We start from the raw sequence: 19230 nt of genomic DNA, 5'->3' as shown, positions 1-19230 counted from the left end.
GGAGCCGCCCCACCTCGGCACGTCAGTTGAACAGGCTGTACAGCTCGGCCGGCGCCTCGACGACCTGGTCCGCCGGCGGCTTCTGCGCGGCGGTGGCGGCACCGTAGTCGGAGTACGTCATCTTGATCTCCTGGGCGGTGGTCTGCCCGGCGGCCGGCAACTGCAGCACCAGCTCGCTGAGCCGGCCCTGCGGGTCGACCTTCGCGGTGAACGGGACGGTCTTCGCCTGGGTGCCCAGCGCGGCGATCGTGGCGGCGTTCAACGAGCCCGCCTCGGCGGCCTTGGTGACGTCGATGGTGCCGGCGTACGCGCCGGTGCCGGTGCTGCGCACCTCGGTGATGCCCTGGGTGAGCACCGCGCTGCCGGCCGGGTCGACCTTCTCGAAGTCGAAGCCGAGGCTGCGGTTGCCCTTGATCCGGGTCTGGTCGAGGTGCTGGTACTTGCCGAGATTGAGCTGCTTGATGGCGGGCAGGCTGTTGGCGGTGGGGCCGCTCAGCTCCAGCTTGACCCAGCTGTCCGGCTTGAAGTGGATCACATCGAGCTTCATCGCCAGGTCGGACGAGGGGCCACCGATCGCGATCTTCATCGCCGCGCTCTGGCTCGGCTGGTGCACGAGCCCCTCCGCCGTCGAGCCGGCGCCGGCCAGGGTGAACCGGAAGTTCCCGTTGCTGATCTCCTTGGTGGAGTCGAGCAGGGCCTGCTTGGCGTCGCCCGCGACCGGAGCACCGGACGGGCTCGCGGTCCCGGACGCGCTCACCGTCGGAGACGGCGTCGATCCGGCGGTGCCGGTTCCGCTGGCGCAGGCGGCCAGTGCGGGCGTGATCAGAGCGGCGGCTACCAGGCCGGCGCCGAGTCGTCGAACAGTCATACGTGTCTCCCAAGGGGGTCACCCGACGACCTGGAAGGTGCCGGAAACTCCGGGCGACGCAGCAGCACCGTCGGCTGCGTCGCGCGACCCGGGCCGAGCAACGCGCCCGGATCACCCCCTCCTTCTTCCCTGTCGACGCGTCGGACAATCACCCTTCGGGCCAGTTGCCCAGATTCAGCGCCGACGGGGCCATTCCACCGGGTCCGGTCAGCGCAGCGAGCCGGCCAGTTCGCGGACTTCGTTGTCCCGGGCGTCGCCGACGACGATCACCGTGCGGGTCGGCTCCAGCAGGACCAGCGCCTGCTGGTTCCCCCGGGCCGTGTAGAGCTGCCAGGAGCGCCCGGCCAGCTCGGTGGGACCCTGCGGCTGGCCCTGACTGGTCAGCTCGGCGGGGAGCAGGCGGTCCGCCGGGACGCTGCTCTGCAGCAGTTGGACGCCCCGCCCCTCCGGCGTGAGGTAGCCGAGCCGCAGGTTCGCACCGCCCTCGACGGTCTGGTAGCGGGCGCTGACCGTCTTCCAGTCGGCGCCGAGCCCCTGCGGCTGGCTCACCGGGAAGACGTTCGCCGAACGTGCCTGCTCGATGGCGGGCGCAGGATCGACTGTGGTGGCCTGGTCGCCGCCGAGGAATCCCCGGTAGAACGCCAGGAGCAGCGCGATCGGGACGAGCAGCACCAGCAGCGAGATCGCCATGTCCTTCGGCGACCGCTCGGACTTGCCGGACACCGCCGCCGGCGGCGGTGGGGTCGGGTCGGTCGCGGCGGGCTCACCACTGCGGCCGGCGGGGGCGTCGGCCGGCGGCTGACCGTCGGGCGGCGTGCTGTCGGCGGGTACGCGGTCGGCAGGCTGTGCGGGTTCCACCCCGTTATCTTCGCAGCCGCCCGACCGGCGGTATCCAGGCCATCACCGCCCCGCGCCGACGCCCTGTCGGCCATCGTGTGAGGATCAGCGACAAAGCCGGCAGTGGGGGCCTCCCCGCCGCCGGTCGTCCCCGCACCGTCGCGAGGAGGAGTAGCCGTCATGACGAACACCAGGACGCGGATCCCACAGGATCTCGACCGAAACCTTGCCCTCGACCTGGTCCGGGTCACCGAGGCCGCGGCGATGGCCGCCGGCCGTTGGGTCGGTCGGGGCGACAAGGAGGGCGGCGACGGGGCCGCGGTCGACGCGATGCGCAAGCTGATCAACTCGATCCAGATGCGCGGTGTGGTGGTGATCGGCGAGGGCGAGAAGGACAACGCCCCGATGCTCTTCAACGGCGAACACGTCGGCGACGGCACAGGCCCGGAGGTGGACGTCGCCGTCGACCCGGTGGACGGCACCACCCTGATGAGCAAGGGCATGCCGAACGCGGTGGCGGTGCTCGCCGTCTCCGAGCGCGGTGCGATGTTCGACCCCAGCGCCGTGTTCTACATGGAGAAGCTCGCCGTTGGGCCCGCGTACGCCGACGTGATCGACATCAACGCCGGTGTCGCGGAGAACCTGCGCCGGATCGCCAAGGTCAAGGGCACCGACGTCTCCGAGGTGACCGTCTGTGTGCTGGACCGGAGCCGTCACGACGACCTGGTCACGGATATCCGCCGGACCGGGGCGGGGATCCGGTTCATCTCCGACGGCGACATCGCGGGCACGATCGCGGCTGCCCGGGGCGAGTCGGACGTCGACGTCCTGATGGGCATCGGCGGCACCCCGGAGGGCATCATCTCCGCCTGCGCGCTGAAGTGCATGGGCGGTGCGATGCAGGCCAAGCTGTGGCCACGCGACGAGCAGGAGCGGGAGAAGGCGATCGCCGCCGGGCACGACCTGGACCGGGTGCTGGCCACCGATGATCTGGTCACCGGCGACAACTGCTTCTTCGTGGCGACCGGGGTCACCTCGGGCGACCTGCTGCGCGGGGTGCGTTACCGGGCGGGCGGCGCGTACACCCAGTCGATCGTGATGCGCTCGAAGAGCGGCACCATCCGGGTGATCGACTCGTATCACCGGTTGGAGAAGTTGGCGCTCTACTCCGCTGTCGACTTCGACGGTCGTCCGCTGGCCGAGCAGGAGTGACAGCCGCCGACACGGCGACCCCGCAGACCCTGTCGGCCGCCCGCCGGATCACCGGCGTCGCGCTGGCGTCGGCCTCCGGGGTCGCGGTGGCGGTGCAGTCGCGCATCAACGGCGAGCTGGGGGTACGCCTCGACGACGGTTTCGCCGCCGCGGTCGTGTCTTTCGGCATCGGTCTGCTGGTGCTGCTGGTGCTGGTGCCCGCGACCCCCGGTGGTCGGCGAGGGCTGGTCGCGACGCGGCGGGCTCTGCGGACCGGCACGCTGCGGCCCTGGCAGTGCCTCGGCGGGATGTGCGGGGCCTTCCTGGTGGCCACCCAGGGCCTCACGATCGGCACGTTGGGCGTGGCGGTCTTCACCGTGGCGGTGGTCGCCGGCCAGACCGGCAGCAGCCTCGCCGTGGACCGGGCCGGTATCGGGCCGACCGGCCGGCAGCCGGTCACCCGGCAGCGGCTGGCCGGAGCGGTGCTCACCGTGCTGGCGGTCGGCCTGGCGGTCGGCGACCGTCTTGGCGACCTGGGCGCGCTGGCGCTGGCCCTGCTGCCACTGCTCGCCGGGGTGGGTATCGCCTGGCAGCAGGCCGTCAACGGTCGGGTCCGGGCGGCGGCCGACAGTGCGCTGACCGCCACGCTCGTGAATTTCGCCGTCGGCACCGCCACCCTGCTCGTCGCGTTCGCGATCGACATCGCCGTACGCGGCTGGCCCGGCGGCGAGCTGCCGTCCGAGCCGTGGCTCTACCTGGGCGGCCCGATCGGCATCGTGTTCATCGCGATCGCCGCCGCGATCGTGCGCTTCACGGGTGTGCTGCTGCTCGGCCTGGCCACCATCGCCGGGCAGATCGTGGGTGCGGTCCTGCTGGACCTGATCCTCCCCACGGCGGCCTCGCACCCGGGTGTGAACACCCTGCTCGGGGCCGCGCTGACAATGGTGGCGGTGCTGATCGCCGCGCTGGCACCACCCGCCCCCCGCCGCTGACCGGCCGCCCGCCGGAGGATCACTGCGGCGGGTAGGGCGGATCAGGCACCGTCGGCGGGCGCGCGGGATAGGGCGCAGGCGGATAGGGCCCGTGCGGCGGATAGGGCGCATAGTGCGGGCGCGGCGGGTACCGGCGCTCGAACGCGCGGGCCGGGTCGACAAGCCCCGCGATCCGGGTGGCCAGCAGCACGCCCGGCACCAGGGCCAGCAGGGCGATCGCCACCGCGAACCGGGTCCGCGACGGGGTGCCGTACAGCCAACCGACGAGGGGCAGCCCGGCCAGGAACGCGGTGAGGAGGAACCCGGTGATCACCCACCTGATCCACCGACGCAGAGCACCCTGGTAGGAGGCTCTAACGATCATGGCCACCGCGGTGAGGACGCCCACCGCCAGCACGAACGGCACGGCGATGAACGCCAGCATGTCGTCGTCACGCTCCCAGGCCGAGGCCAGCACGATGCCCGCCACCAGCAGTGCCCCGCTGCCAGCGATCCCCCACCAGCGCGGGCCTCCACCACGGCGGATAGCCAGGTGACCGGCGAGCGCGGCGACGGCGCAGCCGAGAGTCAGCGCAAGCGCGACGGCGAGCAGCAGGTCCGTCCCGCGGTCACCGGGACCGCCACCGCCCAGTTGGGGCGGATCGTTCCACGACATGGCGCTCTGCCCCTCCTCGAAGAGGAACCCGTCGCGCTGCCACGAAGCGTCGGGCAGGCGGCGCAGAAACCCGTCCCGGCCGTTGGCGACCAGCACCTCGTGACCGCCCCTGGGATGGGGGTAGACGACCAGGTCGCGGGAGGCGAAGTGGCGCTGGACCTCGCCCGGGTTCGGCGACCGGCGGGCCAACTCCTCCCGCTGCTCGTCGGGCACCTCCCAGGCCACCCGCCAGGTTGCACCAGCGTCGTCACTCTCCTCGACCCGCAGATGCCCGGTGACGACCCGGTAGCAACGCCGGGGCTCATCCGGAGCGCACGCCTGCTGCTGCCCGGTCTCCTGGCGGGACAGCCGCTGCTTCTCGTCATCGGTGGCGGGCCGCCAGGTGGTCGCGCCGTCATCGCTGACCGCCCATTGCCCGTCCGACGGGCTGGTCGGCCAGTCCGACTCGCTGTAACCGCTGCCGACCGAGATCGCCGGTTGGCCGTCGAGCATCGCGGTGCCCACCGCGTACGGGTAGTTGATCGCACTGGTCGCTGCCACCGCCAGCACCGCCGGTGGCAGCACCACCAGCAACCGGACCAGCCGGGCGGTCCGTCGGCGCACCGGGCGGCGACGTGACCGCGTCCAACTCCACCAGGAAAGCCATAGCGCCGGCAAGGTGAGCAGGTCGGTCCAGTCGGCCCGGACCAGCGACGGCCCGGCCAGCACGGTCCAGGCCGAAGAGGCGAGTTCGGCGGCGTACCCACTGGATTTGACGACCGCGAACCCGGCACCCACCGCGACCAGGCCGGCCAGCGCGGCGGCCCGGGACGGCAGCCGTGGCACCAGGAGAGTCAGCAGCACCGCGACAAGCGGTGGTGCCAGCACCAGGCCGGCGACGTCGCTCAGTTTGCCGGTCACCGGGCCAGGGAAGGCCACCTTCAGCACATGGTCGTTGACCAGCAGCAGGACCAGCGCGACCAGGGTTGCGGGGTGGCAGAGCCAGGACAGCGTGGTGGGCGCGCCGTCCCGCGGTGTCTCGGGACCCGTCATCCTCTCAGGATCCGGTCGACCAGTCTCGATCCGGACTCGGGTCGGACTCGGGTCGGTCTGGGTCCGATACCGACGCTCAGCCAGCGTCGGAGGAGTGCCCGGGGAAGAGGTGTGCGCTCGGGTCGATGGCCACTGCCGCGTTGTTGACAGCCGTCGCCGCCTCACCGAAGCCGGTGGCGATCAGCCGGACCTTGCCCGGATATTCGGTGATGTCGCCCGCCGCGAAGACCCGGGGCAGGTTGGTGGCCATCGCACTGTCGACCAGGATGTGCCGGCGGTCCAGCCGTAGCCCCCACTCTGCGAGCGGGCCCAGGTCGGCGGTGAAGCCGAGGGCGGCCACCACGACGTCCACCGGCAGCGTCTCGGTCGCGCCGCCGCGCACCGTCACCTCGGCACCGGTCACCGCGCCGTCCCCGAGCAGCCTGGTGACCTCGGCGTTGACCACCACCCGCACCGGCAGGGAGAGCACCCGGGCGACAGTCGAGGCGTGGGCCCGGAACTTTTCCCGGCGGTGCACCAGGGTCACCGACCGGGCCAACGGTTGCAGCGCCAGCGCCCAGTCGAACGCGGAGTCGCCGCCACCGACGATCAGCACGTCCCGATCGGTCAGCTCGGTCGGCTCGGTCACGAAGTAGAGGATCCCCGAGCCGGGGGCGCCGTCGGCGCACGGCAACGGCCGAGGGCTGAAGCTGCCGAGCCCGCCGGTGACCACGACCGCGCCGCACGCGAGCTGCTCGCCACCGGCCAGGCCGAGCACCGGGCGGCCGTCGGCGTACGCGAGCTTCTCCGCCCGGGTGCCGAGCAGGTACTGCGGATTGAACGGTGCCGCCTGGGCCACCAGGTTGGCCACCAGGTCGCGGCCCTTGACCGCGGGGAAGCCGGCGACGTCGAGGATCAGCTTCTCCGGGTACATGGCGGTGACCTGGCCGCCCGGCTCGGGCAACGCGTCGATCACCGCCACGGACAGCCCTCGGAACCCGGCATAGTAGGCGGCGAAGAGGCCGGCCGGACCGGCCCCGATCACGGCGACATCGACCTCGCGCATGGCGTACCGTCGCTTTCCGCTCACGGATCAACGCTTGCTGATCTCGACCGTAAGCGGGCGGCGACGGTCGGGCAAGCATGTCCCAGAGGCGCGCCGGAGAATCGCCTCAGGGCAGGCTGAGCGTGGAGCCCGAGTAGTCCGAGCCGCCCAGTGCGGGTCGCCGCCGACGGAACAGGATCGCCGCCACCACCCCGCCGAGCAGGCCGAACAGGTGCCCCTGCCAGGAGATCCGCTCGTCGGTGGGGAGGATGCCGACCAGTTGCCAGCCGTAGAGCAGACCGACCAGGAGGAAGACCGCGAAGTTCCACCAGCTGCGCTCGACGATGCCTCGGGTGAGCAGGATGCCCAGGTAGCCGAAGATGACACCGCTGGCGCCGACCACCACCGAGTTGGGTGAGCCGGTGAACCACACACCGAGGCCGCTGACCAGGATGATGACCAGTGTCGACCAGAGGAACCGGCGGGCGCCGGCGGCGAGGACGAAGGTGCCCAGCAGGATCAGCGGGATGCTGTTGCTGTAGAGGTGGTCGAAGCCGTGGTGCAGGAACGGGGAGAAGAAGACCCCGTCCAGACCCTCGATGCGCTGCGGGATGATGCCGGCGGTGGCGTCCAGGCCGAACGCGAGCCCCTGGTCGACGGCCTCGATGAGAAAGAGGAACGGCACCACCGCGCACATGGCGACGAACGCCCGGCCGAGCGAGGCGTAGAACGCCTCGGTGCCGAACCGGAACGGGTCGCCGCTTGACGGGTGCAGGGTCACTCCACAACTGCTATCAGCAAAAGCGGCCGACCGCCACTCACGTCCCGTCCTGGGTACGCGCGACAGCGGGGCGGGTGGTCGCCCACCCGCCCCGCGTCGACAGCGTCAGTAGTGCCCGTTGTTCTGGAAGTAGGTCCAGGCGCCGCAGGGCGTCTTGTACCGGCCCTTGATGTAACCCAACCCCCAGATGATCTGGGTGGCCGGGTTGGTGCGCCAGTCGGAAGCGACCGAGGCCATCTTGCTGCCCGGCAACGACTGCGGGATGCCGTACGCGCCGGAGGACGAGTTGGCGGCCTTGTGGTTCCAGCCGCTCTCCTTGGTCCAGAGCTTCTCCAGACAGGGGAACTCGGCGATACCGAAGCCCTTGTCGATCATCAGGGCACAGCCGACCTTGCGGTTGCCGCTGTACTCCTCGCAGGACGCCGGGATCTTCCCCGCGTACGGCTTGGCGGGTGCGTTGGCTGCGGCGCGCTCGCGCTTACGGGACGCCGCGGCGGCCTCGGCCCTGCGGGCCCGCTCGGCGGCTTCCTTGGCGGCCTGCTTCGCCCGCAGCTTGGCCTGGTACTCGGCGGCCCGCTGCTTGGAGAACTGCACCTGGTGGGCGGCCTGCCGCTCGCGCTGGTACGCGAGGTCGGCCCGGTCGACCTCGAGACTGACCTGCTCGGTCAGACCCTGTTGCTGGGTTTCCCGGTCTTCGCCCAGGTAGAAGCCACCGGCAACGCCCACGGAGAGCAGCGCGACAGCAGCCGTACGGGCGCCCAACCGGCTCCACAGCCGACTCACGAAGTGGTCCCTTCGTCGGGAGCAAGGACGCGGCGCGGCGCAGACCACAGGTGGGCCGTCAGCCGTGCCACGAGCGCCCCGACCGGTTGCCGGTCGCGCCGACGCACCGACCTTCGCCGATGTCGTCCGTCTCGGGACGAACGATCACCAACGATTCCGGTGGTGCGTGGACGCTCGTGGGACACGATTGCGCACAGTGAGGCTGATGGGAAACCAACCAGGCACTTTGTGATCTGCGCCACACCGAAAATACGGACGAAAGCCCGCATATCACCCGTCAGATCGGGATGTCCTCCAGAAGGTCCGTGACCATCGCCGCGATCGGAGATCGCTCCGAACGGCTGAGGGTGACGTGCGCGAAGAGCGGATGACCCTTGAGCGCTTCGATGACAGCCGTCACCCCGTCGTGCCGGCCGACCCGCAGATTGTCCCGCTGGGCCACGTCGTGGGTGAGCACCACCCGGGAGCCCTGCCCGATCCGGGACAGCACGGTCAGCAGCACCCCGCGCTCCAGCGACTGGGCCTCGTCCACGATCACGTAGGCGTCATGCAGGCTGCGCCCGCGGATGTGGGTCAGCGGCAGCACCTCGAGGATGCCCCGCGAGGTGACCTCCTCCAGCACGTTCTCGTGCACCACCGCGCCGAGCGTGTCGAAGACCGCCTGGGCCCACGGCGACATCTTCTCCGACTCCGAGCCCGGCAGGTAGCCCAACTCCTGGCCACCGACGGCGTAGAGCGGGCGGAACACGATCACCTTCTTGTGGCGGCGGCGCTCCATCACCGCCTCCAGCCCGGCGCAGAGCGCCAGCGCCGACTTGCCGGTGCCGGCCCGGCCACCCAGTGAGACGATCCCGATCGACTCGTCCAGCAACAGGTCGAGGGCGACTCGCTGCTCGGCCGAGCGGCCGTGCAGCCCGAACGCCTCCCGGTCGCCCCGGACCAGACGTACCGACTTGTCCGGCAGCACCCGACCGAGCGCGGAGCCACGCCCCGAGTGCAGCACCAGACCGGTGTGGCAGGGCAGCCCGGCCGCCTCGTCGAGGTCGAGCGTCTCGCCGGCGTACAACTGGCCGATCTGCTCCTCGCTCAACTCCATCTCCGACATACCGGTCCAGGTCGGGTCGCTGGCCTGGCCGTGGCGGTACTCGTCGGCGCGCAGTCCAACCGAGGCCGCCTTGACCCGCAACGGCATGTCCTTGCTGACCAGGGTCACCTCCCGCCCTTCGGCGGCGAGGTTGAGCGCGACGGAGAGGATCCGGGCGTCATTGCTCTCGTTGCGGAACCCGGGCGGCAGAACACCGTCGTCGGTGTGGTTGAGCTCCACCCGCAGGGTGCCGCCGACGTCGTTGGCGGGCACCGGGCGGTCGAGTCGGCCGTGCCGAACCCGCAGGTCGTCGAGCATCCGCAGCGACTGCCGGGCGAACCAGCCCAGCTCCGGATGGTGCCGCTTTCCCTCCAACTCGGTGATGACCACGAGAGGCAGCACCACTTCGTGCTCCGCGAACCGGTGGAACGCCGCCGGATCAGAGAGCAGCACCGACGTGTCCAGGACAAAGGCCTGGCCGGCTGGTCGTGGCTCCTTGGGGTCGGCCGGCGCGGCGGCCGCCGAACGGCGGCTCCTGGTGGCTCGGCGGGGCGTGGCAGTCGCGGCCGGGGTTTGGTCGGCACCGGCGATGGTACGGCGAGTCGTCACAGGCCTGCTCCGACGGATGGGCACCCGCCACCCGTGTTCCGCCTCCTCCGGTGCCCGGGGACACGGGGTCGGATGCGGAACCCCATGCGCGAGGTCGCAGATCCGGGCGGACCGGCTGGCTCGGGAGAACCCCGTGCCATGCCTAGACGCTAGCCCCGCCGGACCTTCCCGGCTAGGGGCCGAACGTGGATCTCCCAAGACGCGCTCGTGAACAGCGCTCCGTCGACGCCCGCACCAGTCAAAAGGCACTGTCGCGCACGCGGCGGACCCGGCCGGGATGCATGCCCCCTGCGCGCATCCCGGCCGGTGGGGCCACCGTCACCGGTCTGACGTGACCCCGACGGTGCGTGTCCGCCGCGGACGACGCACCGCGCTCGTGGCGCCGGTCGGCGGGGCAGGCCCGCCGACCGACCTCAACCGGTACGTCGGACGAGCGTGCCGGTCGGGTGCCGCCCGGTGATCGGGGCGGCCGGCGCGCTGAACGACGAGCCGGTGTACGTGGTGCCGGGGCGTTCGACAGCACCGGCGGTGCGGACCACGCCCGCCGGCGAGACCGACAGGGCCGAGGCGATCGCCGCCTGGGCGTCCCGACGACGCCGGTTCCAGGCGCCCCGGTCACCGTCGAAGTAGCCCTGCCGGTAACCGAAGCGGTAGCCGATGCGGTAGCTGAGCTGCCCATGCAGCCGGCCGGCCGCGTAACTGGTGGCACCGAGCACCAGGACGAGGAACACCGCGAGAAACGGGCTCATCGGGCAGCTCCGGCCCAGCCGGGACGCCAGGTCATCGCTCCTCCGGCTCGATCGTGGTGGGGTCGGCGACAAGCAGCCGGTCCAGGTCGTCGGTGCTGACCTCCTCGACCAGCTCGACGCTGATCCGGCAGCCGTCCAGCACGACTTCGGCCATCGAGGACCGACGGATCTCGCCGCCGGCGTCGTAGACCCGGACGCTCAGCTCCGGGCAGCCGAGATGGGTACGCCAGGCGTTCCACTCGGCACGATCACCGACGCTCAACGACAGGTAGCGGCAGCCTCGGGCCAGATAGAGGCGCCAGGGGGCGGTCAGCCCTGCGGCGACCCCCTCGGCGATCAGCCCGAAGGCCTGGGCGCGGGTGGCGAGCTCGGTCACCACGACCCCCTGGCACCGGGGGCGTGACGCATGTGAGCACCAATCGTCTCATGCACGTGACACACCGTAGATTGTCCCATGGGCGTGACAGTATCAGCTTTTCGTCCGCTTACGTTTGTCACTACGTTCATCTATTCTGCCCGCGTGACACCCCTCAACAGTGGCACTGACTCGTTTACCGGAAATCCGAACCTTTCGTCACGTCCGCGTGACAGTGGCGAGCCGGGGCGCGCACCCGTAGCCGGCTGGTCGTACCGTCACGGAGTGACCGAGACGGCCAATGCGCGGAAGATCGCCTTCGCCACCTTCGTCAGGCGGGCCCTGGACGAGGCGCGGGCGACCCGAGCCTGGAGCGGCACCGAGGTGTCCCGGCGCACCGGCGTCTCCCGGCAGACCATCAACCGCTGGGTCCGGGGCGACTGGGCCAGCGACCCGGAGGCCGAACGGGTGGTCGCCTTCTGCGAGGGCCTGGGGTTGAACCCCGCCGCGGCTTTCGCCGCACTCGGCTGGGACCGCGCCGCAGCCGGCCCCCGCATCGGCCAGGCCGCCCCTCCGATGGACCCCGACGTGGAGGCGCTGCTGCGCCGTCTGGTCGATCCGCAGGTGTCGGACGCGGAGAAGTTCCACATCCGGGAAACCATCAGATACCTCGCATACCGCCCAACGTTGCCGGTCGATGTCCGAAAAAGGGGCAATCAGGCAGGCTAGTTCCTCAGATAGCGAAAGAACGCCTGGTCAGGTTCATTCGTTTGCCTCCGGGGCTGGAACGGGCACGCTAGCGTCCCTACTCGTACTGCTTGGGCTCGTCATCGGCGGGGGGACGGGACAAGGCCGAACCCAGCCCTGCGGGACAGAAGGAGGGGTCTGTCCATGACCCTGAAGTGGTTGGCAGTCGTGGTCGCAACGGTGTCGGTGACACTGTGGGCGACCGGCAACACGGTGACCCTCGCGGTCGACGGCGGGCAGCTGCCGCTGCTCGTCAACCTCTTTGCGCTCATCACCGCCGGCACCGCGGTCGTCCTGGCCGTCGTCGCCGAGCTGCACGAGCGTCTGAACAACCGAATCAGCGCGCTCACCGAGTTCCTGGTGGCACGGCTCAACGAGATCGACAACCACACCGGCGATCGCAACACCGGGTTTGTGGAGGGTTACCTGTTGAGCCACGGCCAGGAGGCCGCGGTGGTGCCGTTCGGCCGGCGCGGACGAGGAGCCGCCGAACGCTGATCGCTTACCGCTCAATGGGTCCGCTCGGCCAGGAATGAGCCTGGATCGCCGGGGTACGCTGACGCGCGTGCCGCCGTTGAATCTGGGCAATCAGCAGCCGAGGACCCCGTTGAACGCCGACCAGGCCTGGCGGGTAACCGCCAGCCGGGCGGCCGGGACCGTGCTCTTCTTCGACTTCGACGGCACGCTCGCGCCCGTCGACGACGATCCGACCGCGGTACGCCCGGCGCCCAAGGCGTTGGCCGCGATCGAGGCGCTCGCCCCGGTCGTGCAGCGGGTCGCGATCGTCTCCGCCCGACCCGTCGAGTTCCTTCGGGATCAGCTCGGCGGGCTCGCTGGCGTGGACCTCTACGGCCTCTACGGGCTGGAGCACAGCCATTCCGGCGGCGAGACAGTCACCGAACCGGCCGCGCTGCCCTGGGTGCCGACCATGTCGGAGCTGGCCGACCTGGCTCGGGCGGAACTGCCACCCGGCACGCTTGTGGAGTACAAGCGGCTCTCGGTCGCGCTGCACTGGCGTACCGCCCCGCAACTCGGCGCGACGGTGCAGCAGTGGGGGCAGGCGCAGGCCGACCGTCTGGGGTTGCGCTCACAGGCCGGGCGGATGGTGCTGGAGCTCAAGCCACCTGTCGACCGGGACAAGGGCATGGTGATCGGCGAGGCGATCAAGGGTGCCACCGGCGCCTGGTACTTCGGCGACGACGTCTCCGACATCAAGGCCTTCGCCGCGCTGCGCGCTCGCGCCACCGCCGACCCGGACTTCCTCGGGGTCTGCGTGGCGGTGGCCAACCCGGAGACCGGCCACGAGGTGGCCAACGCCGCCGACCTGACCATCGAGTCGCCGGCCGCCCTGGGTGACTTCCTCACCCGGGCGCTGACACACCTGTCCTGAACCGACCTGACCCCAGCGGCGGCCGACGGCGTCGCCGCCGGGTCAGGCGCCGTAGCGGCGTTGCCTGGTGGCGTACGAGCGCAGGGCCCGCAGAAAGTCGATGTGCCGGAAATCCGGCCAGTTGAGCTCGCAGAAGTAGAACTCCGAGTGCGCGGACTGCCAGAGCATGAAACCGGACAGCCGCTGCTCGCCGCTGGTGCGGATGACCAGGTCCGGGTCGGGCTGGCCGCGGGTGTAGAGGTGCTCGGCGATGTGCTCGACGTCCAGCACCTCGGCCAACTCCTCGATCGTGCCTCCGGTGGCGGCGTGCTCCAGCAACAGCGAACGGACCGCGTCGGTGATCTCCCGGCGGCCGCCGTAGCCCACCGCGATGTTGACCTCCGCGCCACCGGTGCGCTCACGGGTGCGCTCCTCGGCGCCCTTGAGTGCCGCCGCAGTTTGCGCCGGCAGCAGGTCGAGCGCTCCGACGATGCGCAGTCGCCAGGGGTTGCCCTCCTCGGAGAGCTCCACCACCAGGTCCTCAATGATCTTGAGGAGGGGGTCCAGCTCGGCGGCCGGACGGCGCAGGTTGTCGGTGGCCAGCAGGTAGAGGGTCACGTGCCCGACGCCGGCCTGGTCACACCAGCCGAGGACATGCTTGATCTTCGCCGCGCCAACCCGGTGCCCGTCGTTCGGGTCGACGAAGCCCATCTCCCTCGCCCATCGGCGGTTGCCGTCGCACATCACCCCGACGTGCCGGGGCACCGGCTTACCCGCGAGCTTCGCCGTGAGCCGGCGCTCGTACACGGAGTAGATAAGGTTCCGCAGCGTCATCACCTAGCAGCGTAGCGACCCTTGCGCCAGTTCACTGCCTCGGAGCCCCATCCCCGCCGCCCAGACCGACACCGATCAGTGCGAGCGTACGAGCGGTGAGGCGTCCGTCACCCAGCCCCAGCTCGACCACGTCGTAGAACACCCGGTCGTCCCGATGGGCGGCCCGGACCGCCGCGTCCACCACCCGACGTCGCCGGGCCAACCAGGCCGCCACCGAACTGTGCCGCAGGTGGGTGCCGAGGCGGCGACGCAACCCGTCGGCGTAGCGGCCAGCCGCGCCCTCGGGCGACCGGGCCGCCGCCGACCCGGCGAGCGCGCCGGAGAGCAACGCGTAGAAGATCCCCTCCCCCGTGAACGGGTTGATCAGTGACAGGGCGTCCCCGGCCAGCAGGGTGCGCCCACGCCCCGGCGACGGCCGGTGGGTGGAGAGCGGCAGGTGATGCGCGCGCAACGCGGTCACGGTCGCCAGATCGGTGCCGGGCAGCAGCGCGGCCAGCCGATCCAGCAGGTACGCACGGCTCAACGGCTCACCGCGCAGGACCTCCCCGTACCCGACGTTCGCCCGTCCGTCGCCGATCGGGAACGACCAGGCGTACGCCGGCCAACGCGCCTTCGAGGTGACGATGAGCTGCTCGGACGGGCCGGGCAGAGCCGGGGCGTACCCCCGGATGGCCAGCGCGAGGTGTCGGTCGGGGTTCTGCGGATGGCCGAGCGCCCGACGTACCACCGAGCCGGCGCCGTCCGCGCCGATCACCACCCGGCCGGACACCTGCCCGTCGAGCACCACCCGGTCCGCGCGCGGTTCGACCTGGCGCACCGTGTGCCGGCGCAGCTGCGCGCCGGCGGCCACCGCGGCCGCCACCAGCCGCGCGTCGAAAACCTCCCGGGGCACCGTGTACGCGGGTCGGGGCAGCGCCCGAGCCACCGCACCGCCACCCGGCGAGACCATGCGTAACGCCGGCAGCGGCGCGTAACCCGCAACCGCCTCGGTCACCCCCAGCTCGGCGAGCACGTCCACCGAGTGCGCGGCGATCCCGTCACCACACGCCTTGTCCCGGGGAAAGTCGGCCCGGTCCAGCAGCAGCACGCTGGCACCGGCCCGGCGTGCCGTCAGCGCGGCTGCCGCCCCGGCCGGTCCCGCCCCCACCACCACCACGTCGAACTCGTCGCCCACCACGAGCCTCCTCCCAGTCCGCCGCGTCGCGGCCGCTCCCGCCGGGCGACCCGGTCGGCCCTGCGGCCGACCGCCGCGACATTTCCGCAGCTCGCCCCGACGTCGACACTGTGACCGACGCCACCCGCCATCCTGCCCCCTGGTCGCCCGCGAAGACCGCTCCCGCACCCGGCCGGCCAATCTCACCCACCCCACCTTTGCTCTGCACCCGCGGATGCGACGGTTACCGTCCGCGACTGTCGCATCCGCGGGTGCAGAGCAAAGGACGGTGCAGAGCCGACGAGGGATGGCAGGTGCTGGGCCGCGGTCGTGGCCGCGGTCGGCCGCCGGGTCGGCACCGGCGGCGTCGGTGCGGGGCTCCGCCGCGGTCAAGGTCGGGGTTCAGGTCCGGCATCGTCGGGGGCGCGAGCGGCGCGGCGCAGGCCGTAGAGGACCAGCCCGGCGGCGGCGAGCAGCGGGGCGCCGTCGCGGATCAGGCCGTCCACGCCGAGCAGCCACCAGCACAGCGGCAGATCCACGGCGAGTACGGCCACAGTGACGACGACCAGCAGGCCACGCGCCCAGTCCTTGCCCCGCATCAGGAACGCTGTGCAGAACAGCACCGCGTAGCTGGCCGTGATGCCCGCGCCGAACCAGAACAGCACGGCCGGCACCGCGGTCAGGCGACCATCCAGGATGGAACCCCCGGCGACCAGTGCCGGCACCAGCATCAGCGGGCTGTAGGTGAAGGCAGCCACCCGGCTGGTCAACAACCAGGCACTGGCCTGTGGTCGGCGTGGCGGGGTCTCCCGCCAGGAGATGCCGTCCCGGTCGATGACGAGGCGTGGACGGTGCCGGACCAGGTGCGCTGCCAACGCCGACGAGCGGTAGAGCAGCCAGACCACCGCGACGCAGAGCGCCGTGAGAATGGCGAAGCCGAGCAGGCCGGGCAGCGGCGGCACCCCCTGCCGGGGCACGATGAGCCGACCGACCGCGAAGATCGTGGTGACCGCGAGGATCAGCCCGAACGGGCGGGCCGCCGTACGACCCCGTCGCACGTGCCCGATCAGCAGCAGGAAGCCGAACGAGCGCAGCATGGCCCAGCCGGTCCGTACGGCGAGCCCGAATCCCTGCTCCGGGGCGTACCACCAGTTGAGCAGCTCGACCACGACGGTGGCCGCCGCCGTCGTCGCCAGCAGGATGGTGAGCACCCGGACGGCGGACGGCCGCCGGACCTGTGTCTCGGCGGCCGTCCTCATGAAATCCGATGTTGCCCGCGAAGGGCCTCGTTCACACCTACCGCTGCGGTTGCGCGGCGTCCAGGCGGGCGCGCAGCGCGTCCAACTCGGCCCAGAGCACGCCGGGCAGCTTGTCACCGAACTTCTCGAACCACTCGGTGATCATCGGCAGCTCGTTACGCCACTCGTCCGGGTCGACCTTCAGCGCGATCCGAACATCCTCCGGGGTCATGTCCAGGCCCTCGACGTCCAGGGCGTCCGGCGCGGGGACCATGCCGACCGGCGTCTCGACCGCGTCGGCAGTGCCCTCGATCCGCTCGACGACCCACTTGAGCACCCGGGAGTTCTCCCCGAAGCCCGGCCAGAGGAACGAGCCGTCCGGGTCCTTGCGGAACCAGTTGACGTAGTAGATCTTCGGCAGCTTCGCCTCGTCGCCGTCGGTGCCCTTGCCCATCTCGATCCAGTGCCGGAAGTAGTCCCCGGCGTGGTAGCCGATGAACGGCAGCATCGCCATCGGGTCCCGCCGGACCACGCCGACGGCGCCGGACGCGGCGGCGGTGGTCTCCGAGGAGAGCGTGGCGCCCATGTAGACGCCGTGCACCCAGTCGCGGGCCTCGGTCACCAGCGGCACGGTGTCCTTGCGGCGTCCACCGAAGAGGATCGCGTCGATCGGCACGCCGTTCGGGTCGAAGTACTCGTCGGCGAGGATCGGGCACTGCGTGATCGGGGTGCAGAACCGGCTGTTCGCGTGGGAGGACAGGCTGTCGCTCTCCGGCGTCCAGTCGTTGCCCTTCCAGTCGATCAGGTGTGCCGGCGGCTCGCCCATGCCCTCCCACCAGACGTCGCCGTCATCGGTCAGGCCGACGTTGGTGAAGACGGAGTTGCCCCGGTCCAACGTGCGCATGGCGTTGGCGTTGGTCTTCCAGTCGGTGCCGGGCGCGACGCCGAACAGGCCGTACTCGGGGTTGACGGCGTAGAGGCGGCCGTCCGGGCCGAACCGCATCCAGGCGATGTCGTCGCCGATGGTCTCGACCTTCCAGCCGGGAATCGTCGGCTCCACCATGGCGAGGTTGGTCTTGCCGCAGGCGGACGGGAAGGCGCCGGCGATGTGGTAGGTCTTGCCCTCCGGCGAGGTGATCTTGAGGATCAGCATGTGCTCGGCGAGCCAGCCCTCGTCGCGGCCCATCACGCTGGCGATCCGCAGCGAGTAGCACTTCTTGCCCAGCAGCGAGTTGCCGCCGTAACCCGAGCCGTACGACCAGATCTCCCGGCTCTCCGGGAAGTGCGAGATGTACTTGGTGTCGTTGCACGGCCAGGCGACATCCTGCTGGCCGGGGGCGAGCGGGGCGCCGATCGAGTGCAGCGCGTGCACGAAGTCCGCGTCGTCGCCCATGGCCTCCAGGACCCGGGTGCCCATCCGCGTCATGATGCGCATCGAGGCGACCACGTACGGGCTGTCGGTGATCTCGACACCGAACATCGGGGACTCGGCCTCGACCGGCCCCATGACGAACGGGATGACGTACATGGTGCGACCGCGCATGGAGCCCCGGTACAACTCCGTCATCGTCCGCTTCATCTCGGCCGGCGCCATCCAGTTGTTGGTGGGGCCGGCGTCCGCCTCGTCGACGGAACAGATGTAGGTGCGTTCCTCGACCCGGGCGACGTCCGTCGGGTCGGTGCGCGCGTAGAACGAGTTGGGCTTCTTCTCCGGGTTGAGCCGGATCAGGGTGCCGGCCTCGACCAGCTCATCGGTGAGGCGGCGCCACTCCTCGTCGGACCCGTCCACCCAGACGACACGGTCGGGGGTGGTCAGTTCCGCGACCTCACGGACCCAGGCGAGCAGTTTCGGATGGGACGTCGGGGCCTGATCGATACCCCGCACAACAGCCGGAGCAACCATGACACATCTCCTTGTGGTCGACGCTGACCGATCTATGGGATGCACGAGACTCAGCGGCGCGATGCGTCGCCTTCGTGGAAACCTGGGATTGGCCTCAGCGTAAACCGGGCAGCCTTCCGAGTCAGTGGGACAGGTTGTGAAGAACTGCACAAGCTACGGCCTCGCTGCGGCATCACGAGCTGATACCCGCTTTCCCGCGCAGTTTCACGCAAATCTTGTTGTGCACCCCGGCGGACGCTTGTTGCGGTCGGGCCGTTGACCTGCCCCGCCGACCGATGCGGTGATTCCCGTTCCGCAGCGGCTCAGTCCTCCCAATTGGCTACGCTCTGTGCAGTGGTTACGTACACGGCGCTGGGCCCCTCCGGGAGACCACGCCCGCTTGCCGTTGCTACCCCTCTGACTGGCCGGCAGCCGGTAGGCTCCCCCCGTGGCCGCCACGATGACCGGGGAACAACCGGGTCCCCGGCAGACCCGACGGGGTCTCGTCGGCTTACTCCTCGACCGCTTCGGTCACCTCATCCGCGAGATGGGCAAGTTCGCCACCGTGGGTGGTTTCGCGTTCCTCGTCGACTTCGCGCTCTTCAACTACCTGACGAGCAGGCACGGCGTCGAAGAGTTGACGGCGAAGACGATCTCCACGGTGATCGCGGCGTCCGTTGCCTTCGTGGGCAACCGGTTCTGGACGTGGCGGCACCGTCAGCGCAACAACGCGGCCCGCGAGTACGCGCTGTTCTTCTTCTTCAACGCGGTCGGTCTCGGCATCACTGTGGCCTGCCTCGCGCTCAGCCGCTACGGGCTCGGGGCCATCTGGCCGGACGTGTTCCAGACGCGCCTGGCGGACAATCTCGCCAGCTACATCGCCGGTACGGGATTCGCCACGCTGTTTCGATTCTGGTCGTACCGGCGGTTCGTCTTCGTCGAAGCGGGAACCCCGACCCTTCCGCAGGTGGATCCCGACCGTGACCACCGGGCGTGACCTGCCGCCCACCTCGTTCGGCCGGTGATCGCCGGCCGCACCGACTGCCC

19 protein-coding genes are annotated in these 19230 nt (G+C 70.8%); 6 read left to right on the top strand and 13 right to left on the bottom strand.

The window, feature by feature from the left end; all coding sequences use genetic code 11:
- Nucleotides 1–22: 22 nt before the first annotated feature.
- Together ACLQ3F_RS18380 and ACLQ3F_RS18375 are read right to left on the bottom strand one after the other, a co-directional pair.
- The gene (locus ACLQ3F_RS18380) at nucleotides 23–868 is read right to left on the bottom strand and encodes a hypothetical protein (protein WP_357202747.1); all 846 of its coding nucleotides are present in this window, start codon (nucleotides 866–868) and stop codon (nucleotides 23–25) included.
- A gap of 207 nt (nucleotides 869–1075) precedes the next feature.
- Complete coding sequence (locus tag ACLQ3F_RS18375) at nucleotides 1076–1726, bottom strand: DUF4245 domain-containing protein (protein WP_425850287.1); 651 nt, start codon at nucleotides 1724–1726, stop codon at nucleotides 1076–1078.
- 159 nt (nucleotides 1727–1885) lie between these two features.
- Here ACLQ3F_RS18375 and glpX point away from each other — a divergent pair, with 159 nt between their 5' ends.
- Nucleotides 1886–2917, top strand: a complete 1032-nt coding sequence (gene glpX, locus ACLQ3F_RS18370) for a class II fructose-bisphosphatase (protein WP_357202751.1) — start codon at nucleotides 1886–1888, stop codon at nucleotides 2915–2917.
- Nucleotides 2914–3888 (top strand): DMT family transporter, encoded by a 975-nt coding sequence (locus ACLQ3F_RS18365; protein WP_357202754.1) that lies wholly within the window; start codon nucleotides 2914–2916, stop codon nucleotides 3886–3888. The genes glpX and ACLQ3F_RS18365 overlap by 4 nt, the downstream gene beginning before the upstream one ends.
- Nucleotides 3889–3907: 19 nt before the next feature.
- On the opposite strand, the gene ACLQ3F_RS18360 is transcribed toward ACLQ3F_RS18365, so the two are convergent.
- The 7 genes from ACLQ3F_RS18360 to ACLQ3F_RS18330 form a co-directional block, all read right to left on the bottom strand.
- On the bottom strand, nucleotides 3908–5575 hold the full coding sequence (locus ACLQ3F_RS18360; protein WP_425850285.1) for a hypothetical protein: 1668 nt from the start codon (nucleotides 5573–5575) through the stop codon (nucleotides 3908–3910).
- A gap of 76 nt (nucleotides 5576–5651) precedes the next feature.
- Nucleotides 5652–6620: an NAD(P)/FAD-dependent oxidoreductase gene (locus ACLQ3F_RS18355; RefSeq protein ID WP_355009509.1), complete on the bottom strand. Its 969-nt coding sequence runs from the start codon at nucleotides 6618–6620 to the stop codon at nucleotides 5652–5654.
- Nucleotides 6621–6726: 106 nt separating this feature from the next.
- A complete protein-coding gene (locus ACLQ3F_RS18350) occupies nucleotides 6727–7380 on the bottom strand; it encodes a rhomboid family intramembrane serine protease (protein WP_357202760.1) in 654 nt (217 codons plus the stop codon).
- Between the two features lie 105 nt (nucleotides 7381–7485).
- Nucleotides 7486–8163 carry a lytic transglycosylase domain-containing protein gene (locus ACLQ3F_RS18345; RefSeq protein ID WP_425850282.1) on the bottom strand — a complete coding sequence of 226 codons (678 nt, stop codon included), beginning with the start codon at nucleotides 8161–8163 and terminating at the stop codon, nucleotides 7486–7488.
- Nucleotides 8164–8440: 277 nt separating this feature from the next.
- Complete coding sequence (locus tag ACLQ3F_RS18340; protein ID WP_357202766.1) at nucleotides 8441–9856, bottom strand: PhoH family protein; 1416 nt, start codon at nucleotides 9854–9856, stop codon at nucleotides 8441–8443.
- A gap of 413 nt (nucleotides 9857–10269) precedes the next feature.
- The gene (locus ACLQ3F_RS18335; protein WP_357198029.1) at nucleotides 10270–10605 is read right to left on the bottom strand and encodes a hypothetical protein; all 336 of its coding nucleotides are present in this window, start codon (nucleotides 10603–10605) and stop codon (nucleotides 10270–10272) included.
- Between the two features lie 31 nt (nucleotides 10606–10636).
- On the bottom strand, nucleotides 10637–10981 hold the full coding sequence (locus ACLQ3F_RS18330) for a hypothetical protein (protein WP_110562608.1): 345 nt from the start codon (nucleotides 10979–10981) through the stop codon (nucleotides 10637–10639).
- Between the two features lie 264 nt (nucleotides 10982–11245).
- On the opposite strand from ACLQ3F_RS18330, the gene ACLQ3F_RS18325 reads away from it, so the two are divergent.
- The 3 genes from ACLQ3F_RS18325 to otsB all read left to right on the top strand — a co-directional run bounded on the left by ACLQ3F_RS18325 (nucleotide 11246) and on the right by otsB (nucleotide 13097).
- The gene (locus ACLQ3F_RS18325) at nucleotides 11246–11689 is read left to right on the top strand and encodes an XRE family transcriptional regulator (RefSeq protein ID WP_425850277.1); all 444 of its coding nucleotides are present in this window, start codon (nucleotides 11246–11248) and stop codon (nucleotides 11687–11689) included.
- 162 nt (nucleotides 11690–11851) lie between these two features.
- Complete coding sequence (locus tag ACLQ3F_RS18320) at nucleotides 11852–12205, top strand: hypothetical protein (RefSeq protein ID WP_210784414.1); 354 nt, start codon at nucleotides 11852–11854, stop codon at nucleotides 12203–12205.
- 67 nt (nucleotides 12206–12272) lie between these two features.
- Nucleotides 12273–13097, top strand: coding sequence for a trehalose-phosphatase (gene otsB, locus ACLQ3F_RS18315; protein ID WP_357198025.1), 825 nt, complete (start codon nucleotides 12273–12275; stop codon nucleotides 13095–13097).
- A gap of 42 nt (nucleotides 13098–13139) precedes the next feature.
- Here otsB and ACLQ3F_RS18310 read toward each other — a convergent pair whose 3' ends face one another.
- The 4 genes from ACLQ3F_RS18310 to ACLQ3F_RS18295 all read right to left on the bottom strand — a co-directional run bounded on the left by ACLQ3F_RS18310 (nucleotide 13140) and on the right by ACLQ3F_RS18295 (nucleotide 18204).
- Nucleotides 13140–13910, bottom strand: a complete 771-nt coding sequence (locus ACLQ3F_RS18310; RefSeq protein ID WP_091394347.1) for an isoprenyl transferase — start codon at nucleotides 13908–13910, stop codon at nucleotides 13140–13142.
- 31 nt (nucleotides 13911–13941) lie between these two features.
- The gene (locus tag ACLQ3F_RS18305; RefSeq protein WP_357198022.1) at nucleotides 13942–15084 is read right to left on the bottom strand and encodes a geranylgeranyl reductase family protein; all 1143 of its coding nucleotides are present in this window, start codon (nucleotides 15082–15084) and stop codon (nucleotides 13942–13944) included.
- A 368-nt stretch (nucleotides 15085–15452) separates the two neighbouring features.
- Nucleotides 15453–16322: a hypothetical protein gene (locus ACLQ3F_RS18300; protein WP_357198019.1), complete on the bottom strand. Its 870-nt coding sequence runs from the start codon at nucleotides 16320–16322 to the stop codon at nucleotides 15453–15455.
- Nucleotides 16323–16359: 37 nt separating this feature from the next.
- Nucleotides 16360–18204, bottom strand: a complete 1845-nt coding sequence (locus ACLQ3F_RS18295; RefSeq protein ID WP_357198016.1) for a phosphoenolpyruvate carboxykinase (GTP) — start codon at nucleotides 18202–18204, stop codon at nucleotides 16360–16362.
- A 439-nt stretch (nucleotides 18205–18643) separates the two neighbouring features.
- Between ACLQ3F_RS18295 and ACLQ3F_RS18290 the strand changes: the two genes are divergently transcribed.
- On the top strand, nucleotides 18644–19180 hold the full coding sequence (locus ACLQ3F_RS18290) for a GtrA family protein (protein ID WP_425850320.1): 537 nt from the start codon (nucleotides 18644–18646) through the stop codon (nucleotides 19178–19180).
- Nucleotides 19181–19230: the final 50 nt, after the last annotated feature.

It is taken from the genome of Micromonospora sp. DT15 (genome assembly GCF_049841475.1).
GTDB lineage: Bacteria > Actinomycetota > Actinomycetes > Mycobacteriales > Micromonosporaceae > Micromonospora.
The sequence above is the reverse complement of the archived record's forward strand: the minus strand, read 5'-3'. Positions and strand labels throughout refer to the sequence as shown.